The sequence below is a fragment of the Streptomyces sp. TBY4 genome, assembly GCF_024213195.1.
In the GTDB taxonomy this organism is placed as follows: domain Bacteria; phylum Actinomycetota; class Actinomycetes; order Streptomycetales; family Streptomycetaceae; genus Streptomyces.
This window is the reverse complement of sequence record NZ_JANAVF010000004.1, coordinates 315444-337890: the sequence shown is the minus strand read 5'-3', so window position 1 is coordinate 337890 and position 22447 is coordinate 315444. Positions and strand designations below refer to the sequence as shown.

At 70.6% G+C, this 22447-nt stretch carries 23 protein-coding genes and 2 pseudogenes; 6 read left to right on the top strand and 19 right to left on the bottom strand.

The genetic code is table 11. The annotated features are described in order from the left end of the window. Nucleotides 1–40 precede the first annotated feature (40 nt). The 3 genes and pseudogenes from NLX94_RS12240 to NLX94_RS12230 all read right to left on the bottom strand — a co-directional run bounded on the left by NLX94_RS12240 (nucleotide 41) and on the right by NLX94_RS12230 (nucleotide 2438). A complete protein-coding gene (locus tag NLX94_RS12240; protein WP_254382695.1) occupies nucleotides 41–1261 on the bottom strand; it encodes an IS30 family transposase in 1221 nt (406 codons plus the stop codon). A 119-nt stretch (nucleotides 1262–1380) separates the two neighbouring features. Continuing rightward, a complete protein-coding gene (locus tag NLX94_RS12235) occupies nucleotides 1381–1986 on the bottom strand; it encodes an IS630 family transposase (protein ID WP_254382694.1) in 606 nt (201 codons plus the stop codon). Further along, nucleotides 1941–2438: pseudogene (locus NLX94_RS12230) on the bottom strand (winged helix-turn-helix domain-containing protein). Before NLX94_RS12230 ends, NLX94_RS12235 begins: the two are co-directional and overlap by 46 nt. Before the next feature lie 937 nt (nucleotides 2439–3375). Between NLX94_RS12230 and NLX94_RS12225 the strand changes: the two are divergent. After that, nucleotides 3376–4245, top strand: coding sequence for an alpha/beta fold hydrolase (locus NLX94_RS12225; protein WP_254382693.1), 870 nt, complete (start codon nucleotides 3376–3378; stop codon nucleotides 4243–4245). A gap of 22 nt (nucleotides 4246–4267) precedes the next feature. Here the strand turns inward: NLX94_RS12225 and NLX94_RS12220 are convergent, their stop codons facing one another. Further along, entirely contained in the window at nucleotides 4268–5002 is a 735-nt protein-coding gene (locus NLX94_RS12220) for a hypothetical protein (RefSeq protein ID WP_254382692.1), read from the bottom strand. Nucleotides 5003–5130: 128 nt separating this feature from the next. Here NLX94_RS12220 and NLX94_RS12215 point away from each other — a divergent pair, with 128 nt between their 5' ends. Continuing rightward, nucleotides 5131–5697 (top strand): AAA family ATPase, encoded by a 567-nt coding sequence (locus tag NLX94_RS12215; protein WP_254382691.1) that lies wholly within the window; start codon nucleotides 5131–5133, stop codon nucleotides 5695–5697. A gap of 28 nt (nucleotides 5698–5725) precedes the next feature. On the opposite strand, the gene NLX94_RS12210 is transcribed toward NLX94_RS12215, so the two are convergent. Beyond that, nucleotides 5726–6226, bottom strand: a complete 501-nt coding sequence (locus NLX94_RS12210; protein ID WP_254382690.1) for an ATP-binding protein — start codon at nucleotides 6224–6226, stop codon at nucleotides 5726–5728. Nucleotides 6227–6451: 225 nt separating this feature from the next. On the opposite strand from NLX94_RS12210, the gene NLX94_RS12205 reads away from it, so the two are divergent. Then, nucleotides 6452–7303 (top strand): helix-turn-helix transcriptional regulator, encoded by an 852-nt coding sequence (locus tag NLX94_RS12205; protein ID WP_254382689.1) that lies wholly within the window; start codon nucleotides 6452–6454, stop codon nucleotides 7301–7303. 11 nt (nucleotides 7304–7314) lie between these two features. Continuing rightward, nucleotides 7315–7512 carry a hypothetical protein gene (locus tag NLX94_RS12200; RefSeq protein ID WP_254382688.1) on the top strand — a complete coding sequence of 66 codons (198 nt, stop codon included), beginning with the start codon at nucleotides 7315–7317 and terminating at the stop codon, nucleotides 7510–7512. A gap of 36 nt (nucleotides 7513–7548) precedes the next feature. Here NLX94_RS12200 and NLX94_RS12195 read toward each other — a convergent pair whose 3' ends face one another. The 14 genes and pseudogenes from NLX94_RS12195 to NLX94_RS12130 all read right to left on the bottom strand — a co-directional run bounded on the left by NLX94_RS12195 (nucleotide 7549) and on the right by NLX94_RS12130 (nucleotide 18925). After that, a complete protein-coding gene (locus NLX94_RS12195) occupies nucleotides 7549–8184 on the bottom strand; it encodes an OmpA family protein (protein ID WP_254382687.1) in 636 nt (211 codons plus the stop codon). A 4-nt stretch (nucleotides 8185–8188) separates the two neighbouring features. After that, nucleotides 8189–8578 carry a hypothetical protein gene (locus NLX94_RS12190; protein ID WP_254382686.1) on the bottom strand — a complete coding sequence of 130 codons (390 nt, stop codon included), beginning with the start codon at nucleotides 8576–8578 and terminating at the stop codon, nucleotides 8189–8191. Between the two features lie 228 nt (nucleotides 8579–8806). Then, complete coding sequence (locus NLX94_RS12185) at nucleotides 8807–9406, bottom strand: pilus assembly protein TadG-related protein (protein ID WP_254382685.1); 600 nt, start codon at nucleotides 9404–9406, stop codon at nucleotides 8807–8809. After that, nucleotides 9406–9606, bottom strand: a complete 201-nt coding sequence (locus NLX94_RS12180; protein WP_254382684.1) for a hypothetical protein — start codon at nucleotides 9604–9606, stop codon at nucleotides 9406–9408. The genes NLX94_RS12185 and NLX94_RS12180 overlap by 1 nt, the downstream gene beginning before the upstream one ends. Nucleotides 9607–9716: 110 nt before the next feature. After that, nucleotides 9717–10406, bottom strand: coding sequence for a response regulator (locus tag NLX94_RS12175; protein ID WP_374683943.1), 690 nt, complete (start codon nucleotides 10404–10406; stop codon nucleotides 9717–9719). Then, the gene (locus tag NLX94_RS12170) at nucleotides 10403–11659 is read right to left on the bottom strand and encodes a sensor histidine kinase (protein ID WP_254382682.1); all 1257 of its coding nucleotides are present in this window, start codon (nucleotides 11657–11659) and stop codon (nucleotides 10403–10405) included. Before NLX94_RS12170 ends, NLX94_RS12175 begins: the two co-directional genes overlap by 4 nt. A 3-nt stretch (nucleotides 11660–11662) precedes the next feature. Next, entirely contained in the window at nucleotides 11663–12556 is an 894-nt protein-coding gene (locus NLX94_RS12165; RefSeq protein WP_254382681.1) for a DUF5936 domain-containing protein, read from the bottom strand. 10 nt (nucleotides 12557–12566) lie between these two features. Further along, entirely contained in the window at nucleotides 12567–13505 is a 939-nt protein-coding gene (locus tag NLX94_RS12160; protein WP_254382680.1) for a type II secretion system F family protein, read from the bottom strand. Between the two features lie 359 nt (nucleotides 13506–13864). Then, nucleotides 13865–15163: pseudogene (locus tag NLX94_RS12155) on the bottom strand (CpaF family protein); the annotation flags it as partial. Nucleotides 15164–15170: 7 nt separating this feature from the next. Continuing rightward, on the bottom strand, nucleotides 15171–15545 hold the full coding sequence (locus NLX94_RS12150) for a TadE/TadG family type IV pilus assembly protein (RefSeq protein ID WP_254382679.1): 375 nt from the start codon (nucleotides 15543–15545) through the stop codon (nucleotides 15171–15173). 1 nt (nucleotide 15546) lies between these two features. Beyond that, entirely contained in the window at nucleotides 15547–15876 is a 330-nt protein-coding gene (locus tag NLX94_RS12145) for a TadE family protein (protein WP_254382678.1), read from the bottom strand. Between the two features lie 63 nt (nucleotides 15877–15939). Next, nucleotides 15940–17256: an AAA family ATPase gene (locus tag NLX94_RS12140; protein ID WP_254382677.1), complete on the bottom strand. Its 1317-nt coding sequence runs from the start codon at nucleotides 17254–17256 to the stop codon at nucleotides 15940–15942. Between the two features lie 7 nt (nucleotides 17257–17263). Beyond that, nucleotides 17264–17968 (bottom strand): Flp pilus assembly protein CpaB, encoded by a 705-nt coding sequence (gene cpaB, locus NLX94_RS12135; protein ID WP_254382676.1) that lies wholly within the window; start codon nucleotides 17966–17968, stop codon nucleotides 17264–17266. Nucleotides 17969–18007: 39 nt separating this feature from the next. Beyond that, the gene (locus tag NLX94_RS12130) at nucleotides 18008–18925 is read right to left on the bottom strand and encodes a hypothetical protein (RefSeq protein WP_254382909.1); all 918 of its coding nucleotides are present in this window, start codon (nucleotides 18923–18925) and stop codon (nucleotides 18008–18010) included. Nucleotides 18926–19258: 333 nt separating this feature from the next. Here NLX94_RS12130 and NLX94_RS12125 point away from each other — a divergent pair, with 333 nt between their 5' ends. After that, nucleotides 19259–20995 carry a chitinase gene (locus tag NLX94_RS12125; RefSeq protein WP_374683937.1) on the top strand — a complete coding sequence of 579 codons (1737 nt, stop codon included), beginning with the start codon at nucleotides 19259–19261 and terminating at the stop codon, nucleotides 20993–20995. 110 nt (nucleotides 20996–21105) lie between these two features. Continuing rightward, a complete protein-coding gene (locus NLX94_RS12120; protein WP_254382674.1) occupies nucleotides 21106–22443 on the top strand; it encodes a M14 family metallopeptidase in 1338 nt (445 codons plus the stop codon). The last annotated feature ends 4 nt before the right edge of the window (nucleotides 22444–22447 follow it).

The window sequence follows — 22447 nt, the reverse complement described above, 5'->3', positions numbered from 1 at the left end:
GGCGGTTTCTAGGGATCGTCGCAACACGTGATCGTTTGTGTTAGGCGGCGAGTAGTTTATGCAGGCGCTCGGCTGGGGTTTCCCAGTCGAGCGTTTTGCGTGGTCGACCGTTGAGTTCGGCGGCGACGGCGGCCAGGTGTTCACGGGTGTGGGCGGACAGGTCGGTGCCCTTGGGGAAGTACTGCCGCAGCAGGCCGTTCGTGTTCTCGTTCGAACCTCGTTGCCAGGGGCTGGCCGGGTCACAGAAGTAGACGGGGACGTCGGTGGCCACGGTGAAGGCGTGGTGGGCGGCCATCTCGGAGCCCTGGTCCCAGGTCAGCGAGCGCGTCAGATGCGATGGAAGGGTCTTGACGGTCTTCACCAGCGCGTCGTGCATGTGCTCGGCACTGCGGCCGTCGGGCAGGTGCACCAGCATCACGCAGCGGGTCGCTCGCTCGACGAGCGTGCCGATCGCCGAGCCGCCGTCCTTGCCGATGATCAAGTCACCTTCCCAGTGGCCGGGCACCGCCCGGTCCTCTGCCTCGGCGGGACGTTCGCTGATCATGACCATCGGGTGCGTGAAGCGCGGCTGGCGGCAGGCGGCCTGGCGTTGGGGGCGGCGGCGTGCGCGTCCCGAGCGAAGCGCCCGGGCCAGTTCGCGGCGCAGTTCTCCGCGGCCCTGGACGTAGAGGGCCTGGTAGATCGTCTCGTGCACCACGTGCATCTCCGCCTGGTCGGGGAAGGTCCGGCGCAGACTCTCGCATATCTGTTCCGGGCTCCATTTCCGGTCCAGGCCGTCCTGGATGAAGTCCCGCAGCGCGGTGTTCTGGCCGATCTTGCCGGGCTTGGGGCGGGGCCGGCGGGCATCGGCCCGGGCCTGAGCGGCGTGCGGACGGTAGTGCCACCGGCCACGGGGGTCCACGGTGCGGTTGCGGCGGATCTCCCGGCTGACTGTCGAGGGGCTGCGGCCCAGCTCGGCGGCGATCGCCCGGACGGTGGCCTTCTCCCGCACCCGGTCGGCGATATGGATGCGCTCGGTCTCGCTCAAGTACCGGGACGACGCGGCAACGGGCGCCCGCTCATGGTGAGCGGGCGCCCGGTACCTCAGCGGATCCGTCCGGCCATTGCGCCACTCGCGACCGGTCCGCTCATGCACGCCGACGAGTCGGGATGCATCTTTGCTGCTGTAGCCCTGTTGCACGAGCCGGAAGTATTCCGCCCGCTCAGCACGGAGCTTCCTGGGCCCCTGCGCCGACCGGACCTTACGGACCTCGAAGTCCATCGCACCCCTTGAGCTGGGGTGTTGCGACGACTACTAGAACCCAAGCAGTGCCTGGCGGGGCTTCGGCGTGCTGTGACGGCAGTAGTTGACGCTGAGGTTGAAAGGGTGGGGTGACGGGGCTACGGAGGCTCCAGCCCGAGTCCGGTCTCGGCTATGAAGCCGTTGAGGATCTCGGGTCGGCGTTGGATGCCACGTAGGCGGTTCTTCACGAGCGGGGTCAGGTCGTCGATTGTGCGCGGTGCGAGGTTGGCCAGGGACTTCTTCAGATGGGCCCACACGCCTTCGACGGGGTTGAGGTCGGGCGCGTATGGCGGGAGCCTGACGATGGTCAGCCAGTCGCTGTTGCGTTCGCAGAACTCCCGCAGGGCCTTGGCCTGATGGGTGCTGGCGTTGTCCCACACCACGATCAGCGGGGCACCGCCGAGTTGCCGACGGGCGGAGGTCAGCAGGTCCGCGAACTCGCGGGCCCGGAAGCCCTTCTTCTCGCCCGTCCGGCCCCGGTACGTCTGCGTCCGGTAGATCAACCTGATCTCACGGCCTGGCCGGACGCAGACCATCCCGGCCATCAGGACGCGGCCCGAACCCTTCCCCGTCACCCTGACCAGCGGCGTCCGCCCGCGTCGCGACCAGGTGCGGCCCTTGCCCGGTTTCAGGTCCTGCCCGGCCTCGTCCTCGAAGACTATCCACGCGCCCAGGAGCTGGGCTGTCCTCTTACCCGTGACCACTGCTCCGTCCGCCACCGGGCGACGGCCTGTTCGTCCCGCTCGACGGCCCGGTGCGCGGGGACCTGCGACGACCAGCCCAGCCGGTGCAGCAGTTACGACACCCCACGCGGGGTGTACCGGTACCCGAAAAGCCGGTGGATCAGCTCCCCGACCCGCGCTAGGGTCCACCGCTGGTCCTGGCTCCAGCCGTGCGCCGCCGGCCCCGCCTCCAGCTCAGTCTGCAACCGCTCCGCCTGGTCATCACCCAGTCGGCACGGAAAGCCCCCGGCCCCCTTGGAGGCCAGGGCCGCACTGCCGCCCTCGCGCCAGGCGGCTTGCCAGCCGCCGCCTGGTACGCGCGCCTTGGGTGCGGGCTCGTTGGCCTTACCCAGCCCTGGGACGGGGCACCCGTCTACCAGTCCATGGTGAAGCCCCTGCCGAGCTGATGCGCCGTGCGGCTTCGGCCAGCGCATGAGCGGGAAGTCGATGCAGGGGTGTGCAGGCGGTCTACCGCTGTTGGCTGCCGTCGTGGGCGAGTCAGCCGGGCGTGCCTTCGGCCGTACCGTGTCCGGTGTGCGCGACAGTGATCATGTGAACAGCCGGAACCTCCCCCGCCGTCCTCCTGGCCACAGCGGGGTGCGCCTCCGTCGCCCCCGCCGACAACAAGCCACCGCAGGAACGCACTTGGGCCTCGATCCCGGCGCCTACGTCTGGGCAGGTGGCTGGTGAGGCGCTGCCACTGACGCCGCTGCCCAACAGTCGGCCACCCGCTCCTTCTGTGGTGGTCGTGCCCGAGAACACCTCCGCGGCCGCGACCCCGCGCCGGGAACAGCCCCGCACGGTGAAGGCCGACGGATCAGGATCGGGAATGCGGACGGTACGAAAGCCGGAGCGGCAGCCCGTGAAGGCGGAGGTTCAGCGGTCCAGCCCGAAGCGCCACGCCCCGAAGCTGAAGCCGAAGGCCAAGCCGCGCGGAGCGGGAACGTCGAACCCGCTGGTTCCCCAGCGCTCGCGCCCGGATGCGGCCCGGTGCCGGGCCGGGTGTCCATGGCCGAGCTCTGCCGTTCCTCGCAGGGAGTCACGAGTACGGCGATCAGCCAGCTCTGCCACAGCACCTACCGGTAGCCCGCGCGGGCGGACTCTCTCAGACGAGCGCAGGGAGAACGTCGCTGGGGCCGCCCGGGGCACAGAAGCGTCCGCCGAGGTCGGCATCCACGGCAACCAGCCCGGGGGATTGCGCTCGGTGGGGTGGGAAACCGCTTCGTGGTGGGTGGGGGGCGGCTGTTACGGTCGGTCGTATGTGTTTCTGCTTCGTCATCCACAACTGGCAGGCCCTGTGCGGTCGGTAGGTGGGTCGATTGACCGCCCGCCCCCTTTCCCCTTCGCCTCAGGATGACGAGGAGCTTCACCGTGCGCGCAGACTCGCGGCCCGCCTTCGTACTGGTTCACGGGGGCTCCAGCAACGCGCGGGCCTGGGGGCCGTTGCAGAACGAGCTGGCGCTGTTCGGGTATCGGTCGTACGCCGTTGACCTGCCGGGGCATGGTGACCTCGCCGATGGCCCCGCCGCCTATTACCAGCAGCCTCAGGACATCGTGGCCCTTGCCGCCGCGCCCTCCGCCGTGAGCGGGGTCGGGCTGGAGGACAACGTCCGGTGTGTGGTGGATGTCGTGCGGCGGGTCGCCGCGGTGGGGCCGGTCGTGCTGGTCGGGAACAGTCTGGGCGGGCTGACGATCAGTGCCGTCGCCAATGCCGTGCCGGAGCTGCTCGACCGGGTGGTGTACCTCTCCGCGCTCTGCCTCAGTGATCCGGCGATGCTCACCGGGGTGTGGGAGGCATCGGGGGACGGGGGCGACCTGCTGGACGCCGCCGCTGCCCGGATCGCCGTGCCCGGCGTACGTGATCCGGGCGTGGTACGGCTCAACTGGCGGGCCGCACACGCCGATCCGGACCTGTTCGCCGCGCTGAAGGCGGCCGTCATGGCCGACTCCACCGACCACCAGTTCCGGCTGCTGATCGATTCCCTGGATGCGGATGAGACGTACGCGGCCCTGGAGCCGGGCGCGCTGGTCCGGGCCGACGCGTGGGGGCGGGTACCGCACACGTACGTACGGCACTCCGCCGACCGGAGCCTTCCTCCGGCGGTCCAGGACCGGATGATCCGTGCGGCGGACGCGCTGACACCGGACCACCCCTTCGACGTGCACACCCTCGACGCCTCGCACATCGGCTACTTCAGCCGGCCGCGGCCCTTCGCGGAGCTCCTGACGAGCCTGGTCTGACCGATCGCCCCCTCGGCTACGGCTACGGCTTCGGCTTCCGCTTTACGGTGGTCACGTCCACGCCCTCCTCCTCGGTGGCGCCGAACGCTTCGGCAGTCACCCCGGTGTCGGTTCCCGTGACCTCCATGGCCAGTCGGCTGCCCATCATGCGCATGTCGATCCGTGCACGGGGTGCGCCTGCGTGGTCGGGCATGCGGTGGATGTACGCCGCCGGGTAGTCGAGTTCCGTCAGCTTCCTCTGCATCGCCTGGTAGTCGGCCGTCTTCGTGTTCTCGAAGGCCTCGGTGATGCGCCGCGCCTCCTCGCTGCCGAAGCACTCCTCGGCAGCGTTCAAGGCCACCTCCTCCGTCCGGTCGGGCCGGGTGGCGCCGGGGGTCGGCTCCGGCGGTGGCGGGACATCCTCCGTCAGGGGGACCGGGACGCCGTGCGCCGCGTCCGGAGCGCCGGGCGGGGGGCCGTACGCCGGCGGCTGCTCGGGCTCGGGCGGGACTCCCCCGGGCAGCATCCCCTCGGGGAGCTCCCCCTTGTCGGCCGCGACGTACTTGTCGCAGCGCGGGACGTCCCGGGTCATCAGCTCCATGAAGCGCAGCAGCTCCTCCTCGCCGGGGCTCGGCGCGGGGTCCGCAACGGTCGCCGCCGGGGCGGCGCCGCCCGCGAGGGCCAGATCGGTGGTGCCGTTCCGGGTGCCGCAGCCGGACAGCACGATGCAGCCGAGTACGGCCAGCACCAGGGACTTCGTGACGGAGATCGATCGCATGCACGCATCATGCGAGGACCGGCCCACCGGCCACATGAGTACGCCTACTCACCCCACCCCGGTCGTTGACGCCACCCGCACACGTATCCTCGGGCCTTGATCGTTTGCGTTTGGAGGAGTCGAGTCGTATGAGCTTGGATCTGGTGCCCGTAGACCGCGAGCCCGCCGCTGCCGGGGCCGTCCTGCTGTCCGGCATCCCGGGGAGCGGGAAGTCGACGGTGGCCGCCGCGCTGGCCGACCGGTTCCGGATGGCTGCCCACATCGAGGTGGACGACCTCCAGCACATGATCGTCAGCGGTGGGCAGTGGCCCTCACCGGACGCGAACCCGGAGGCCGACCGGCAGATCTTCCTGCGGGCCCGCAACGCGTGCCTGCTGGCGGACAGCTTCGCGCGGGCCGGTTTCGTCCCGGTGCTCGATGACGTCGTGGTCCGCCGTTCCCACCTCGACTTCTACCGCGCCACGCTGACCTCCGTGCCGCTCCACGTCGTCGTCCTGGCCCCTGGCCCGGAAGAGGCCTGGCGGCGCAACCAGGCTCGGGACAAGGCTCTCGACACGGACTGGTCGTTCCTGGACGAGGCGATGCGCTCCGAGCTCGCGCAGGAGGGGACCTGGATCGACAACGCCGCGCAGTCGGTCGAGGAGACGGTCGAAGCGATCCTGTCCGCGACCGGTCTGAAGTCGGCCGGCGTGTGAAGTGATGGCCGTGTGGCGCGGGGAGTTGTCAGGGGGCCAGGTACCCGGCAGCTCCCGCTACCGGGAGGCTGGCCCAGGTGCGGGTTCCGCCGCCGGGTTCGCGGGATTCGCCGAAGCCCCAGGCTCCGCCGCAGTCTCGGACGACGGCGGCCATGACCCGTAGGGCTGCCCGGCGGCGGGCCTCGCAGTGGGCGGCGAGGCGGGGGTGGGTGTGGGGGGCGTGCCCGTCGTAGACCGTGAGGCGGAGGGCGGATTCGCGGTGGCGGAGGGCGAGGTAGAGGCTCCGGCCGGGGTCCAAGTACCAGGCCGCGGCGATGAGTTCCCCGACCACCTGTTCCGCGGCGGGCACGACCCGGTCGAGGTGGTGGGCGTGCAGGACGGACCGTACGGTGCTGCGCGCGATCTGGGCGCTGTAGGGCTCCCCGGGCACGGTCAGGCTGCACGACAGCCCGTCGGCGGAGGGCGGCCCCCCGGCGACCGGCCGGGCGTCGGCGCAGCTGGGGCTGGGCGGCATGAAGGGACTGAGCATGACGGACTCCCTGTCGTAGCGCGGCGCGGATGCTCTCGCTTTGGTGGGGGCAGTGGCTCGTCGCCGTAACCGAGGCCTAGGCATGCTGCGGCGATGCACTTCCAACTCCCTTGCGTGAGTGGTGCATTACCGAATGTAGCGCGGGCGGGCCTTTTTTGGCCCGCCGTACGGGAGAAGTCAGCCGTTCGTGGCAGGAGGGGCCCGCGACGCGTAAGACTGCACCCCATGACCGCGAGGACAGCTCCCACGGAGCGCCAGAAGCGACTGGGGTACGAACTGCGCCGCATGCGCACGTCAGCGGGGGTCTCGGCCGAGTTCGCGGCGGGCCTCCTGGCTGTGGACCGGGGCGCGATCTCGGCGATGGAATCGGGCACCCGTGCCATCTCGGCCGATCGGATCCGCACTCTGGCAGCCAACTGCCAGGTGGACGACGAGCGGTACATCGCCGGACTGACGGACATGGCCCTGCCCGCCGGCCCGCGATGGTGGGACCGCTACAAGGGTCAGGTGCCGCAAGGGTTCCTGGACATCGCCGAGTTGGAGTCCCGCAGCATCCGCATGCGGGTGGCGTACCCGTTCCACATGCCGGGGCTGCTCCAGACCTCGGACCACGCCCTCGCCGTGTTCCGCATGGTCATCCCCACGCTCCCCGAGCACGAGGTCGCGCTGCGGCTGGCACTGCGCGTGGAGCGCCAGAAGGTACTGGAGGGCGAGAACGCCCCCGCGTTCGTGGCAGTCGTGCATGAGGCCGCCCTGCGGATGCGGTTCGGCAGTCCGGAGGTCCTGCGGGCACAGCTGAACCACTTGATTCAGCGCTCCGAACAGGACAATGTGACCTTGCTCGTCCTCCCGTTCGAGGCGGGCGGCATTCCCGGAGCGGGCCAAACGGTGCTCTACGCGGAAGGGCCGACGGCGCAACTCGACACCGTGCAGATCGACAACTCGCACGGGCCCGACTTCCTGCACGCCGAGGCGCAACTCGCGAAGTACCGGGGCCACTTCGAGTTCATGGAGGGGGTGGCGTTGTCCCCGGAGGCTTCCCGGGACTTCATCCGCACCCTCGCTCGCCAACTGTGAGAGGGGACACCGTGACCGACGTGACCTGGGAGGACCCCTTCTGCGGCGAGGGGAACTCCTGCTACCGGATCGGGGTGGACGGGGACGGCAACAGCTACATAGCCCTCTCCGGCCAGGAGGACACGTACCTCACGGACAGCCGCGAAGCCCTGAGCCAACTGATCCGGGACATCAAGGCCGGCAAGGCGGACCACCTGCTGACGGACTGACCCCGCCATCCGCCGGAGCGGACAGCGGGGTCGGAACTACTTGATGCTGCGCGGGAAGGTGATCTCCACGCGACGATTCTTCTTGCGGCCTTCCTCGGTGCCGTTGTCGGCGATCGGGTAGTCCTCGCTGTAGCCGCGTACGTCGAAGGTGACGCCAGGGTTGGTCACCGTCTTCGCCAGCTCGGCCTGGACCGCGTCGGCGCGCTTCTTGGAGAGTTCCTTGCCGTGCTCGTAGGTGCCCTGGTCGTCGGTGAAACCGAAGACTCGGATGGTGGTGGCCTTCTGCGCGTTGATCTCCTGCGCGATGGCCTGGATACGGGCGGCGGCCTGCGCATTGAAGACGGCGCTGTCCTCGGGGAACATCACCTCGGACTGGAGCGCCATCATGACGCTCTGGTTCGTCTCCTGGCGCCGTTCCTCGCCGCCGAGGTCTTCGACGACCTCGACCATGTCGAGGACCTTGGAGGGTGCGAGCACACCGCCCTGAGGAAGTTTCAGCCCCGGGGAGTCGGGCCTGATGGGCGGGGGCGCCGAGGCGGACGGCTCGGTTCCCGGAGGCACTGACGGCGTGACATCGTCCGCGTAGGCACTGGTCACGCCGACGAAGTGGGCCCCTGCGATGACGAGGCCCGCGACGGCTGTGGCAGCTGTGGTGCGATGGCGTTTGGTCATGGGGTCACCCGGAAAGTTTGATGGTGGCCGCGGCAAAGGTCGGAAGACCGAAGACAACCGTGTTGGTGGTGGCCGGTGGCGCTGGGAACTGTGCGAAGAAGGCGACGCTCTCCCCGCTCTTCATGAACGCGAGACCGGTAGTGCATGCACACCGTCCCTCTGTGTCACGCAGCACTAGGTAGCGCTTCTTGCCTGCAGTATCGACCAAACTTGCACCGGCCACTGACGCCGGACTGGCCGCCTGCTCGTCGCCACGGAAGGCCCCGATGTCGGAGAACGTTGAGGAACCTGTGTTCTTGATCTGACCGCTAACGGTGACGTATCCGTCCTGATCGCGGACAGCCGAATTGATCTCCAAGACGAGGCCGGAAGACCCCTGCACCGTTGCGATCACTTCGGGAGGCCCAGAACCCTTACTCGCGGTGGGCGCGGGCTGCTGGGGGCTACTTCCCTGACTCTGGGGAGTCTCGGACTTCGTCGGCTCCTTCGGCTTCTCGCCACCCCCGCCGCATCCGGCCAACGCGAGGGCCAAGACCGCCGCAACCGCAACGGCCGCTCCCCCGCGGACCTTCACCTTCTGCCGAATGCCCATGTACGCCGTTTCCTTGTCTCTCGTTCGATGTCAGTCGGTCAGCCGCACGTTGAAGAACTTCCTCGCCAGCTTGTGCAACTGACCGGGTTTCGACGGATCCACGGTGATCACCGATCCGTCCCGGCACTTGATACCGACAGGCCCTCCGAGCGGTGGTGGCGGAACGGCAGGGTCGAGGAAGCAGCGTGGCTCGATCAAGGCTGTCGCCGTGGCGTGACCACGCATGGCCTCGGTCCCAGGGATGACCGAGTCACCGACCGCGTCACGGGTGGTAACCGTGACTGTAAAGTCCGGGACAACGAGGTCCTCGCATACCGCAGAGGCTTCGTTCGACCTGGCGAAGGCCTGCGCCTTGCTGCAGGCCCCCTCGGTATCGAAGCGGCGGCCCGCAAGGATCTCCCCCCATTCCTCCGGTGTGAGGGTGAGGAGATCCCTGCCCACGAACACGTTGTCCCTGACCTCCCGGGCAGCCGCAAGTGCCGCTGCGTCGGCGGCGCCCTGTGCATCACTGCGCGTGGCCCCCGCCATCCCTACGACGACGAAGGCCAACGCGGCGAAGAGCAGGCAGAACATCATCGCGGCGTAAAAGGGGAGAACCTGCCCCCGGTCACCCGAGCCCGCCCTGACCATCAGCCCGTGATTCGCACCAGGACCTGCCCGATGGCACGCGAGATGCTGGCCGCAAGGCCGCTCCCGATGATCGCCGCGATGATCAACGCAATGATCACGATGATCCCGAGGTACTCGAAGACCGTCTGCCCCTCGTCCCCACCCCGCCGCACGCGGTTCTTCCGCTCGACGATCGCCTTGAGCAGTCTGAGGTTCTGCATGGGAGTCCTCTCCAGAGCCGGCGCCGATATCGGTTCGCGGACGGTACGCCGCCGCCCCAGCAGTTGCAAAGGGTCCCGGGACCCAATTACGGACCCACTGCGCACTCCGTCTACCCATGGCCAGGCACCCCCGGATGGGCTGTTCCCAGCCAACGGGCTATCGCCTCGCTGCGCGTGGCCGTCTGGAGCTTCGCGAAGATCCGGTTGATGTGGTTCTTGACCGTCTTCTCGCTGATAAAGCAACTGGCTGCGATCTGCTGGTTACTCATGCCGGAAGCGATGAGATCCATGACCTCCTCCTCACGCGAACTCAGCCCGAACACAGCATGGTTGGGAAGACGCTCCGTCGACTGTGCCACAGTTCGTTGCGGATGCGAAGAGGTCCGGAGTTCCGCGAGGACCGCGGTCGCCGCCGTCGGGCTGAAATGAGCCCGCCCCGCGCGCACGTCGCGGACGGCCGCCACCAGGTGGTCCGGCGTGAATTCGCCGTGTACCAAGTAACCGCCCGCACCCAGCAGCAGCGCTTCCCGGACGATCTCCGCCTCCTGGCTGTACGTCAGCATCAGGACCGGAGCCATCTGCACGAGGTGCGGCAGGGCCGAGATGCCGTCCACGCCCGGCATACGCACGTCCAGCAGGACCACGTCCGGGGTGTGGAGCCGCGTCAGGTGCAGGGCTTCGCGGCCGTCCGCCGCCTCCGCTGCCACCTCGAAGCCGTCGGCGGTGGCCAGGAGGGCCGCCAGGCCCGCCCGTACGACCGGGTTGTCATCGGCGATCAACACGCGCAGCAGTGCCATCAGACCCCACCCCCCACCGCGAGCGCCGCCAGCGGCAGGGCCAGCCGGACCCGGGTCCCCGGGCGCCCGCCCGGGCGGGCTCCGATGTCGAGGCGGGCTCCCACCGCAGCCGCTCGCTCCGTCATGCCGAGCAGGCCGAAACGGCCCGCTCCGGCCAGTGCCGCGAGGTCGACGGCGGCCGGGAGGCCCCGGCCGTCGTCCTCGATGACGAGGAGGAGGTCGGGGGCGTCCACGGCCGCTTCGACCGTGATGCGGGCGGCTCCCGCATGGCGGCGGGCGTTCTCCACGGCCTCCCCCGCCACCGCCAGCAGGTGGCGGGCCACCGGGGAAGGCACCACCGGGAGGGTTCCGGTCACGCGCAGCTCAGCTGCGTCGGGGGCGATGCGGGCGCGGAGTTCCGAGTCCAGGGAGACCCCGGGCGCGTCCGGGTCGCGGCGCAGGTCGGCCAGTACGTCCCGGGACTCCGCGACCGCGCGGCGGGCCGCGCCGGCCACCAGGGCGGCCTGGCGGCGGAGGGTCGCCGGGTCGGTGGTGCGGGTGAGGGAGTCGGCCGCCAGGGCCAGGCCGTGCAGGGTCTTCGAGGCGGAGTCGTGGAGTTCGCGGGCCAGGTGCTCCCGCTCGGCCTGGACCGCTTCCGCGATCGCCTGGCGGGCGCGGGTCTCCAGCGCGGCCTGGCCGGCCGTTCCGAAGCGGAGCAGGACGCTGCGCAGGCAGGATCCGGCCGCGCCTGCCAGGAGGCAGGCCACCGCCAGGACCGGCGCCTCGGCGACGACAGCCACCACGGCCGCCTGGACGAGCGCGTAGACCGCCGCGCCACTGCGGCCGTAGACGATCCCGGCCAGGAGCGGGGTGCACACCGAGACCAGGAGGAGGGGGGAGTTGGGGGTGGTCGCCGTCAGGTACAGCAGTCCGCCGAAGAAGGCCCAGTCGAGCACCAGCGGCCAGCGGTGGCGCAGGAGCAGCGGTCCGAAGCGTTCCCATTCGCGGAACAGGACGTAGGAGAGGAGGAAGGTGAGCAGGACCGCGCCGCCCGCGACGTGGGTCGGTGCCCCGGGTTCCGTGCGGCTCAGGACCACCGGCGTGCCGAGGGCGATCATGACCAGGCGGAAGGCGAAGACCTGGCGGCACAGCGCCTGGAGGGCGTTGGCCTGGAGGGCGATCGGCAGCTGGGGAGCGGTGCGGGGCGCGGACGGCCGGTCCCGTGCGGCGGCGGGCACGGGCACGGCCCGCGAGGCCGCGTGGAGCGATGCGGGCATGGGTCACCCGCCCCCGAACATGGCGCCGAAGTCCACGTCGGCCCCGTACACGAACCCGCCGATCAGGAGGATCATCGTGCCGGGCAGCATGAACATCGTGACGGCGAAGGTGGCCTTCGGGACGGCCTTGGCGGCCCTGCGGCGGGCGTTCTGGGCGTCCGTACGGCGCATGTCCTCGGCGATGGCGATCAGGGTGTCGACGATCGGGGAGCCCAGTTCCTCGCCCTGCTGGAGGGCGGTCACGAACTGCGCGACCTGTTCGGAGTCGTTGCGGCGGCGCAGTTCGTCGAAGGCCTGGCGGCGGCTGACGCCCATGGTCATCTGCTGGAGGGTGATCCGGATCTCGTCGGACCACGGGCCCTCGTACTTGTCCGCCACCCGCTCCAGCGCGGGCCGGAAGCCGAGCCCGGCACTGACGACCACCGCGAGGACGTCGAGGAAGTCGGGCAGGGTCCGCTCGATGTGGTCGCGGCGGATCCGGATCGCCGACCAGAGGCCGGCCTCGATCCAGAACAGGCCGAAGGCGACCATCAGCAGGGCCAGGATCAGCTGGCCGTTGATCAGCATCGCCACCGCCCCGACCGCGCCCAGGGCGGCGTACACCGCGCGCCGGGCGGCGTAGCGGTCGATGGTCAGGCCGGACGGGTTGCCGGCGGTGTCGATCTGGCGGCGTTTGCGCGCGACCCGGTCGGGGCCCATCAGGCGCAGTATCAGCGGCGCGTAGCGGATGCCGATGCGGTCGATGAGGGAGCCGACGGCCGTGGTGCGGGTGGCGCCGACCTCCAGGGCCAGCATCAGGTCGGACGGGAGCTTGGTGTCGGCGCGGTAGAGGCGGATGCCGTGGAAGATGCCGAGGACGGACAGGCCGACGGCCAGGGCCAGGAGCAGTGCGGTCATGTCGGCCTCCTCAGACGTCGATCTTGGACAGGCGGCGGATGGCGAGGAAGCCGAGCACGAAGAGGCCGAGCGCGACGAGGACGGCGGTCTGCCCGAAGACGGATCCGGTCATCCGGTCGAGCGCGCCCGGCATCATCGCGTCCACGAGGAGGAGCGAGCCGATGCCCATCACGGGGACGAGGTACGCGGTGGCCGTCACCTGGGAGAGCTGCGTACGGATCTCGCGCCGGGTCTCCTTGCGCTGCTCCAGGGTCACGGTGAGGTTCCGCAGGCTTCCTACGATCGCGCCGCCCGCGCGGGCGGACAGGACGAGGGTGGAGACGAGGACGACCAGCTCCCGGGAGGGCAGCCGCTCCTCGATCTCGCCGAGGGCCTCCTCGATGGAGTGGCCCACCGCGAGCCGGGCGGCGACCCGCGCCAACTCCTCGCCGGCCGGTGCCTCCAGTTCCTCGGCGGCCATGCCGATGGCCGTACGCAGGGCCAGGCCGGCCTGGGTGGCGTTGGCGAGGATCCGGGCCAGGTCGGGGAGCTGGTTGATGAACCGCTCGGTGCGGCGGGCCCGCTGCCAGTTGAGGAAGGCGTTGGCCCCCCAGAGGGCGATCAGGCCGGCCACCGGGCCGAAGAAGGGGGCCAGGAAGGAGGCGGAGACCAGCCAGATCCCGGCGACGGCGGCCAGCATGTAGACGAAGTACTCGCCGACGGTGAGGTCCAGGCCGGTCACCGCGAGCTTGCGCTCGATGCCGCGGCCCAGGCTCGTCCTGCGCAGGCGCCGGTCCACGCCCGGGAAGCGGCGCTTGCGGCCGAGGGGCGCGGGGAGGCCGGACGCCGAGAGCCGCTCGATGAGCGCGGCACGCTGGCGCCTGCCGGCGGCGTAGGCGTGGAGGCCGAGGACCGCCAGCACGCAGGTCAGCAGCGTGGCGCCGAGGGTGAGGGAGATCAGTGGGTTCACAGGGCGGTCCGGGTGATGCGGGCGGGGAGGGGGCCGCTGAGCGGGTCCGGGTGGGGGGCAGTGCGGGGGTCGGGGTGGGCCCCGGGGTACGGGGCCGGGAGGGCGCCGGGCTGCGGGGCCGGGTTGGCCCCGGGGTACGGGGCCGGGAGGGCGCCGGGCTGCGGGGCCGGGTTGGCCCCGGGGTACGGGCCCGGGTTGGCCCCGGGGTACGGGCCCGGGTTGGCCCCGGGGTACGGGCCCGGGTTGGCCCCGGGGTTCGGGCCGGCGTGGGCGCCGGGATACGGGCCTGCGGGGACACCGGAGTTGGCGCCGGGGTGGGGCGCCGGGAGCGGGCCGGTGAGCGGGTCGTGGTCCGCCGGGGCGACGCCGAAGGCCTGCGGGATCGGCTGGTTGCTCATGTAGAGGCGGTCCGCGATCCAGCGCGGCAGCGGGTAGTAGGCGAAGCGGCCGTGCACGCGGCCGTCCGGGCCCATGGGCTGGGCGGCGAAGCGGCAGACGGTCGAGATGCGGAAGGGCTCGCGGCCGTGCGAGTCGAGGACGGAGATCTCGGTGATGCGGCGGGTGCCGTCGCCGAAGCGGGTCAGCTGGACGACGATGTTGACCGCGCTGTTGATCTGGTCCTGGAGGGCCTCGAAGGGGATCTCCACCTCGGACATCGAGGCGAGGGTCTGCAGGCGCATCAGGGCGTCCACGGAGCTGTTCGCGTGCACGGTGGCCAGCGAGCCGTCGTGGCCGGTGGACATCGCCTGGAGCATGTCGAGGGTCTCCCCGCCGCGGACCTCGCCGACGATGATGCGGTCGGGGCGCATGCGCAGGGAGTTGCGGACGAGGTCGCGGATGGTGATCTCGCCCTTGCCCTCCACGTTCGCCGGGCGCGATTCGAGCCGGATCACGTGGGCCTGCTGGAGCTGGAGCTCGGCGGAGTCCTCGATGGTGATGATGCGCTCGCCCTCCGGGATCAGGCCGGAGAGGGCGTTGAGGAGGGTGGTCTTGCCGGTGCCGGTGGCGCCCGAGACGATCACGTTCATCTTCGCCGCGACGAGTCCCGACAGGAGCAGGACCATCTGCTCGTCCAGGGAGCCGACGCCGATCATCTCGTGGAGGGTGAAGGCGCGGGGGAAGCGGCGGATCGTGAGGGTGGCGCCGGTCAGGGAGAGCGGCGGGATGATCACGTTGACGCGCTCGCCGCTGGGCAGGCGGGCGTCGACCATCGGATTCGCCTCGTCCACCCGGCGGTTGACCGTGGAGACGATGCGCTCGATGGTCTGCATCAGCTGCTCGTTCGAGGCGAAGCGGAGCGGCAGCTGCTCCACGCGGCCGGAGCGCTCCACGAAGATCTGGTCGGGGCCGTTGACCATGATCTCGGAGATGGTGGGGTCTTCGAGGAGCGGTTCGAGCACGCCGAGGCCGAGGGCCTCGTCCACGACGCGGCGGATGAGCTGGGCGCGCTCGGCGGTGGAGAGGACCGGGCCCTCGCGGCTGATGATGTGGCCGAGTACGCGCTCCAGGCGCGCGCGGCGCTCGGCGGGCGCGAGCGCGGACATCTCGGCGAGGTCGATCTCCTCCAGCAGCTTGGCGCGGTACGAGGAGACCAGGCGGCCGTCCTCGCGCGGGTTGTGGCGGTCGTCGGGGGTGTTCACCCTGGAACGCAGGCTCATGGCCGGATCACCTCGGATCGTCGTTGGGCATGACGGCGGTCCGGGTGACGGTGCGGTCGCCCACTCCGGGCACGACCGACTCGATCGTGATGCTCACCCTCATCGTGATCGCGTCCCGCGTCACGACCCGGCCGATGTCCGCTCCCGCCGCGAGGCTCGGCCTGATCGCCGCCAGGCCCGCCGCCACCCCCTCGTCCGGGTTGCGCGCCTCCACGCGCGCCGCTGTACGGGCGGCCGTCTCGGCCTGTTGCGTCACGTATGCGGCCCAGCCCAGCTGGATCCCGCCGAGCGCGACCAGAAGCAGGAAGGGGAGGAACCCGATGTATTCCAGGGCGACTTGACCCCGGTCACGGTCGCCCTTGCGGATCCGGATCCGTTTCATCTCACTCCTCCTCATTCGGGGAGCCACCGTGGCCGACTATGTCGATGTCGAGGTTGAGCCCCGGGAGCAGGACCGGGAGGTTGAGCGTGACCTCGGCCTTGAAGAGGTTCCCAGACTCGTAGCAGGACGGGGTGCTCATGGTCCATGCCGCGGAGATGTGCTCCCTCGCGGCCTCCTGACACGCGCCCACGCCGTCCACCGCCCCCACCCGCGCCGCTTCGTCCGCCGCGTTCCCGGCCAGGGAGAACGCGTACCCGATGAGCACGCACTCCCACACCGCCACCACCACGAGCAGGATGTACGGGAGCATGCCGACGAACTCGATCGCCACCTGCCCCTGATCACCCCTGCGACGGAACCGGTCCCGCCGGAGGCCTCTCCGACCGGCCATCCCTCAGCCCTCCCGCCCGCGCCGCAGCCACGGCCCGAGGGCGCCGCGGTCGCCCCGGTCGCCGCCGCGCAGCCGGGCCACCGGGCCGGAGCCCCGTACGGCCAGGGCCGCGCCGGGGGGCTCCGGGGCGGCGGCGGGCTCCGCGTCGGGGGCGGCGAGCAGGCCCAGTTCGCCCGCCACCGCCCACAGGGCCTGCTTGACCGTCGAGCGGTTGTCGAGGTCCTGCACCCGGCCCGCGTCGACCACGGCCTGGAGTTCCTTGAAGGCGGCCGGCACGGGGGTGCGTACCGCCCGGGTCTTGGTGATCTTCTGGATCAGGGCGGGCTGGATCTCCGTCTGCTTGCTCCAGCGGTTGACGACCGTGGTGGTCTCCTCCGCCTTGCGGACCTGGAGCCGCTCCCACATCCGGACCATCCGCTTGGCCGCCCGGACCGCGACCACGTCCGGGGTGGTGACCAGGACGGCCACGTCGGCCAGCTCCACGGCGGCCGCGTTGGCGCCGGTCATCTGGGTGCCGCAGTCGATGACGACCACCTCGTAGCGGGCGCGCAGGGCGGCGATCACGTGCCGGGCGGCCCGGTCGTCGACCTCCTCGCCGCGTTCGCCGTCGGCCGGGGCCAGGAGCAGGGCGAGGCCCGTGCGGTCGTCGTAGACGGCGTCCTGCAGGACGCGCGCGGAGATGTCCTGGATGCCGGCGAGGTCGGCGACGGAGCGGCGGAACTGCACGTCGAGGTAGGAGCCGATGTCGCCGGCCTGGAGGTCCAGGTCGACCAGGGCCGTGCGCCGGCCGGCGGCCACCGCGGCGAGCGCGAACTGCACGGCCGCGAAGGTGGCGCCGACCCCGCCCTTGGCCCCGGTGACGGTGACCACCCTGCCGCCCGGGCCGCTGGGGAGTTCCGGGCCCCGGCCCAGGTGGCGGCGTACGCCCACGGACCACTGGGCGGCGGCCTGGACTCGGGCGGCGAGCTCCTCGTAGGCGAGGGGCAGGCCGATCAGGCCGCGGGCGCCGGAGTCCATGGCGGCGGAGAAGAGGGCCGGGCTCGCGTCGGAGGTGAGGAGGACGACGCCGACGGCGGGGAAGCGCAGGGCGACCTCGCGGATGAGGTCGAGGACGGGGAGCGGACCGATCCGCTCGTGTACGAGGACCACCTCGGGCAGTTCGTCGATCGACTCGGTGGCGAGCCGGGCGAGCATGTCGAGGAGGAAGGTGGAGTCGGGGACGGGGGCGGCCGGCTCGGCGCCCGGGAGCTGGCTGAGCAGGGTGGCGATGACGCGGGCGGCTTCCGGATCGCCGACCGCGGGGAGGATGCGGGTGGTCATCGGCGCCTCACCTGTCCCCTTCGAGGGTGTAGAAGTGGTCGCCCGGGTTGGGCGCCGAGTCGGTGCCGGGGGCCACCAGGGCCAGGCGCACGTGCACGGCGAAGGACTCGGCGTAGGCCACGCGCTGGGTGTCCTTGGAGGACAGGGCGAAGGTGATCGGGACGGCGTCGGTGGTGGCCTTCTTCTCGGCGTCCTTGCTGTCGATGGGGGTCAGCCTGCCGACGTTGATGACGCGGGCGTTGGCCACCATGAGCACGGACTGGTCGGGGCCGTCGGCCTTCTTGCTCTTGTAGGTGCCGATGATGTTGACCTTGGAGCCGGGAGTGATCTTGCCCGCGACGCCGGTGGAGGCGTCGATCATGATGGCGATCTCCTGCTCCCCGGCCTGGAGCTTCGGCTTGTCGACGAACATGTCGCTCTGGAGCAGCGAGCCCTTCTTCAGGGCGGTGAGCGCCAGCTTGTCCTTGAGTACGCCGAGGTCCGTGACGGCGGTCTCCGACAGCCACCGCTTGGGGACCGTGACCTGCTCGAACTGGCCTGCCGTCAGCGGGGTGTACGGGGCTATGTCGCCCTTGACCCGGTAGGCGGGGACCTCGTTGCCGACCTTGGAGTTGACGTCGCCCATCACCACGAGGACTCCGCCGAAGGCGGCGAGGGCGCACAGGACCGACAGGAGCAGCAGGATGACGCCGCGGCGCTGGCGTGAGTTCATGGCCGTCTTACCTCGCCGTTCTTCATTCATTCGGGCCGGTCAGTGTCTGGATCTGGATCTGGGGCGGAGCTGGGCCGCGGAGGCGGGCGCCGCCTCCGGGGGTGGGGCCGGCGGGGCGACGAGCGGGGCGGCGCAGAAGCCGCAGCGGTCACCGATGAGTTCGAAGCCGCACCAGCGGCACTCCTCGCGGCGGACCGAGGCGACGAGCTGGTAGAGCACGGAGGGGTCCGGGATGGCGGCGGCGAACTCCACCAGCTTCGGGGTGGCCCACCAGGCGGCCGAGTCGGCGGGCAGCGGGTTCTCCATGACGCCCTGGACCCGCCAGGCGGGGGCCAGCTCGGAGGCCACCCAGTCGGAGGCGAGCTGGCCGCGGGCGAAGGTGAGGTGGGTGGCGAAGTCGGGGCCCGGGGGGAGCGTGGCGCCGCCGCCGTGGGCGCCGCCGGAGCCCGAGCCCAGTTTGACCAGGTGCGGGGTCGGATGCGCGAGTACGGCGAACTGGGCGTTCGGGGACCAGGACTTGGCGTGCGCCTTCAGCCCGACCGGCACCCGGTCCAGCTTGGCGACCGAGCCGAGCAGCGCGCCCGCGTAGACGTAGTGCGCGAGCAGCCGGGCGGCGGAGGCGAGGACTCCGGGGCTGAAGTCGCAGATGCTGAGCTGGCGCAGCTGACGCACCAGCAGGGCGGTGCCCAGTGGCGGGAGATCGACGTCGACGAGGGCGATCCGGTCGGTCTCCAGGATGGCCCGGACGGTGTGCAGGCGGCGCACGGCGGAGGCGCGGAGCCAGGTCGGCACGAGGACCACCAGGTGGCCGTGGCGCTCCAGCAGCGAGGCCGTCTGGGTGAGCGCGCCGTCGAGGTCGAGCTCCTCGGGCGGTGGCAGTACGGCGGCGGCCGGAGTGTGCCGGTCCGGGGCCGGCAGCACCAGATCGGCGCTGGTGACAGCAATGGCGATCGGCATGCGCATCCCCCCGTTCACCCCGTCGTTCACCGCGTCGTCCACGGGCGTTCCCCTGACCGGCCTGCGTGCGCGCATGCTGCGCGACCGCAAACGATCAACACCCTTCCCCCTTGCCCCAGCACCATATCCGCGTCCTTCCTGACAGGGCAGGGCCTTGTCGATTCCCGTGCCACCGGCACGTGTCAGGAAGGGCGGGGAAATCCGGACAACAAGGATCGGAAGGCATCGCCAGGCGGCCGACAGGTCGATCAGATCAAGCCATATTGCAAACACCCTTGACATGGAGATTGGACTAGACCAACTTGGCTGCGGGGCACCCCACTTGCCCCGGTCATGCGCCCATCACCTCCCCACTCCCCCCACGGAGCCCACGTGAACCGCATACGCTCCCTCGCCATACCGCTCGCCGTGACCCTCGCCGCCGCCGGGCTCACGAGCCTCGCCACCGGCACCGCCCAGGCCGCCGACGTCAACGTGGTCCGCAACGGCGGCTTCGAGTCCGGACTCGCCAACTGGACCTGTTCCTCCGGCAGCGGCGCCGTCGTCTCCTCCCCCGTCTTCGCGGGGGCCGGCGCCCTCAAGGCCACCCCGGCGGGCCAGGACAACGCCCGGTGCAGCCAGGTCGTCACCGTCAAGCCGAGCTCCACCTACACGCTGAGCCAGCAGGTCAACGGCTCGTACGTGTACCTCGGCGCGACCGGGACCGGCACCCAGGACGTCTCCACCTGGACCCCCGGCACCGGCGGCGGCTTCCAGAAGCTGTCCACCACCTTCACCACCGGCCCGAGCACCACCCAGGTCACCGTCTACACCCACGGCTGGTACGGGCAGCCCGGCTTCGTCGTGGACGAGTTCAGCGTCTTCGGCCCCGACGGCGGAGGCGGCACCGACCCCTCGCCGACCATCCCCGGCGCACCGGCCGGCAGCACCGTTTCCGGCCAGAGCTCCAGCGGACTCACCCTTTCGTGGAACACGGTCGGCGGAGCCACCGGCTATTACGTGTATCAGGACGGCGTCCGCGTCCAGACCGTGACCTCCGGCACCTCGGCGCAGATCACCGGGCTCGCCGCCTCGACCTCGTACTCCTTCCAGGTGAGCGCGTACAACGCGGCCGGCGAGGGCGTGAAGGGCGCGGCGGTCACCGGCACCACCACCAGCGGCGGGGGCGGCAACCCGAACCCGGCGGTGCCCAAGCACGCGCTGACGGGCTACTGGCAGAACTTCAACAACGGCGCGACCGTCCAGAAGATCTCCGACGTCTCCGCGCAGTACGACATCATCGCCGTCTCCTTCGCCGACGCCACGAGCACGCCCGGCGCCATCACCTTCAACCTCGACTCGGCCGGCCTCGGCGGCTACACGGTCCCCCAGTTCAAGGCGGACATCGCGGCGAAGAAGGCGGCCGGCAAGTCCGTCATCCTCTCCATCGGCGGCGAGAAGGGCACCATCTCGGTCAACGACTCGGCCTCCGCGACCAACCTCGCGAACTCCGCGTACGCGCTGATGCAGGAGTACGGCTTCACCGGGATCGACATCGACCTGGAGAACGGCCTCAACCCGACCTACATGACCCAGGCGCTGCGCGCGCTGTCGGCGAAGGCCGGGCCCTCGATGGTCCTCACCATGGCCCCGCAGACCATCGACATGCAGTCGACGCAGGGCGGCTACTTCAAGACGGCGCTCGCGGTGAAGGACATCCTGACCGTCGTGAACATGCAGTACTACAACAGCGGCTCGATGAACGGCTGCGACGGCAACGTGTACCACCAGGGCTCGGTGGACTTCCTCACCGCGCTGGCCTGCATCCAGCTGGAGGGCGGGCTCGACCCCTCACAGGTGGGCATCGGGGTCCCGGCCTCCCCCAGCGGCGCGGGCAGCGGCTACGTCTCGCCGACCATCGTGAACAACGCGCTGGACTGCCTGACCCGCGGCACGAGCTGCGGAAACTTCAAGCCGTCGAAGACGTACCCGGGGCTGCGCGGCGCGATGACCTGGTCGACCAACTGGGACGCCAAAGCGGGTAGCGCTTGGTCCAACGCGGTGGGTCCGAAGGTCCACGGGCTGCCGTAGCAGGTAGGTGTGTGGGGTTGGCTGAATTGGGGTTCTTGACCCGGACATGCCATGAGAGCACGCTGTGCGCGTCCGCACGGCTACCCCCACACTCCCACCCAGGAGAACGCATGCGGCTCCACCACCGCCGAAGGGCCGCCATCACGGCGGCCCTTCTCGCGCTCGCGCTCGGCGCACCCGCCTACGGCCTGAGCGCGACGGCAGCCCCGCCGCCCACCCCGTCGACCGCCACCCAGGACGAGTCGATCGTCCAGTACGAGATCCAGGGCCCGGCCACGGCCGTCGAACGCACCGCCCTGCTCCGTCACGGCGTCTCCATCGACGAGGTGGACACCAACTCCGTCGTCGTCAGCGCCGACACCATGCAGGCCAAGAAGCTGCGCGCACTCGGCTACGAGCTGACCGCGCTGGCCGGCCCGCCGGACCGCCGCGACGCGCGCGACATCGCCGCCGGGATCAACGACTTCCCGTCGAAGGACGCGCTCTACCACAACTACGCCGAGGCGAGCGCGGAGATCGACCAGCGCGTCGCCCAGTACCCCTCGATCATCAGCAAGCGGGTCATCGGGAAGTCCTACCAGGGCCGGGACCTCGTCGCGATCAAGATCAGCGACAACGTCGCGACCGACGAGGCCGAGCCCGAGGTGCTCTTCACCGCGCACCAGCACGCCCGCGAGCACCTGACCGTCGAGATGGCGCTCTACCTGATCAAGGAGTTCGGCTCCAAGTACGGCACCGACTCCCGGATCACCAACGCCGTCAACGGCCGCGAGATCTGGATCATCCCCGACCTCAACCCCGACGGCGGCGAGTACGACATCGCCACCGGCTCCTACCGCTCCTGGCGCAAGAACCGGCAGCCCAACGCCGGCTCCTCCTACGTCGGCACCGACGAGAACCGCAACTGGAACTACAAGTGGGGCTGCTGCGGCGGCTCCAGCAGCAGCAAGAGCTCCGAGACCTACCGGGGCCCGGCCGCCGAGTCGGCGCCCGAGGTGAAGGCCGTCTCGGACTTCGTGCGCAGCCGCGTGATCGGCGGCAAGCAGCAGATCACGGCCGCCATCGACTTCCACACGTACAGCGAGCTCGTGCTGTGGCCGTACGGGTGGACGTACAACGACACCGCGCCCGGACTGAGCGCGGACGACCTGGCGGTGTTCAAGAAGATCGGCACCAGCATGGCGGCCAGCAACGGCTACACGCCGGAACAGTCGAGCGACCTGTACATCACCGACGGGACGATCGACGACTGGCTGTGGGGCAACCAGAAGATCTTCGGCTACACCTTCGAGATGTACCCGGCCGGCTCGGGCGGCGGCGGCTTCTACCCGCCGGACGAGGTCATCGACCGCGAGACGACGCGCAACAAGGACGCGGTGCTGCAGCTCCTGGAGAACGCGGACTGCATGTACCGGTCGATCGGCAAGGAAGCGCAGTACTGCTCGTAGTACC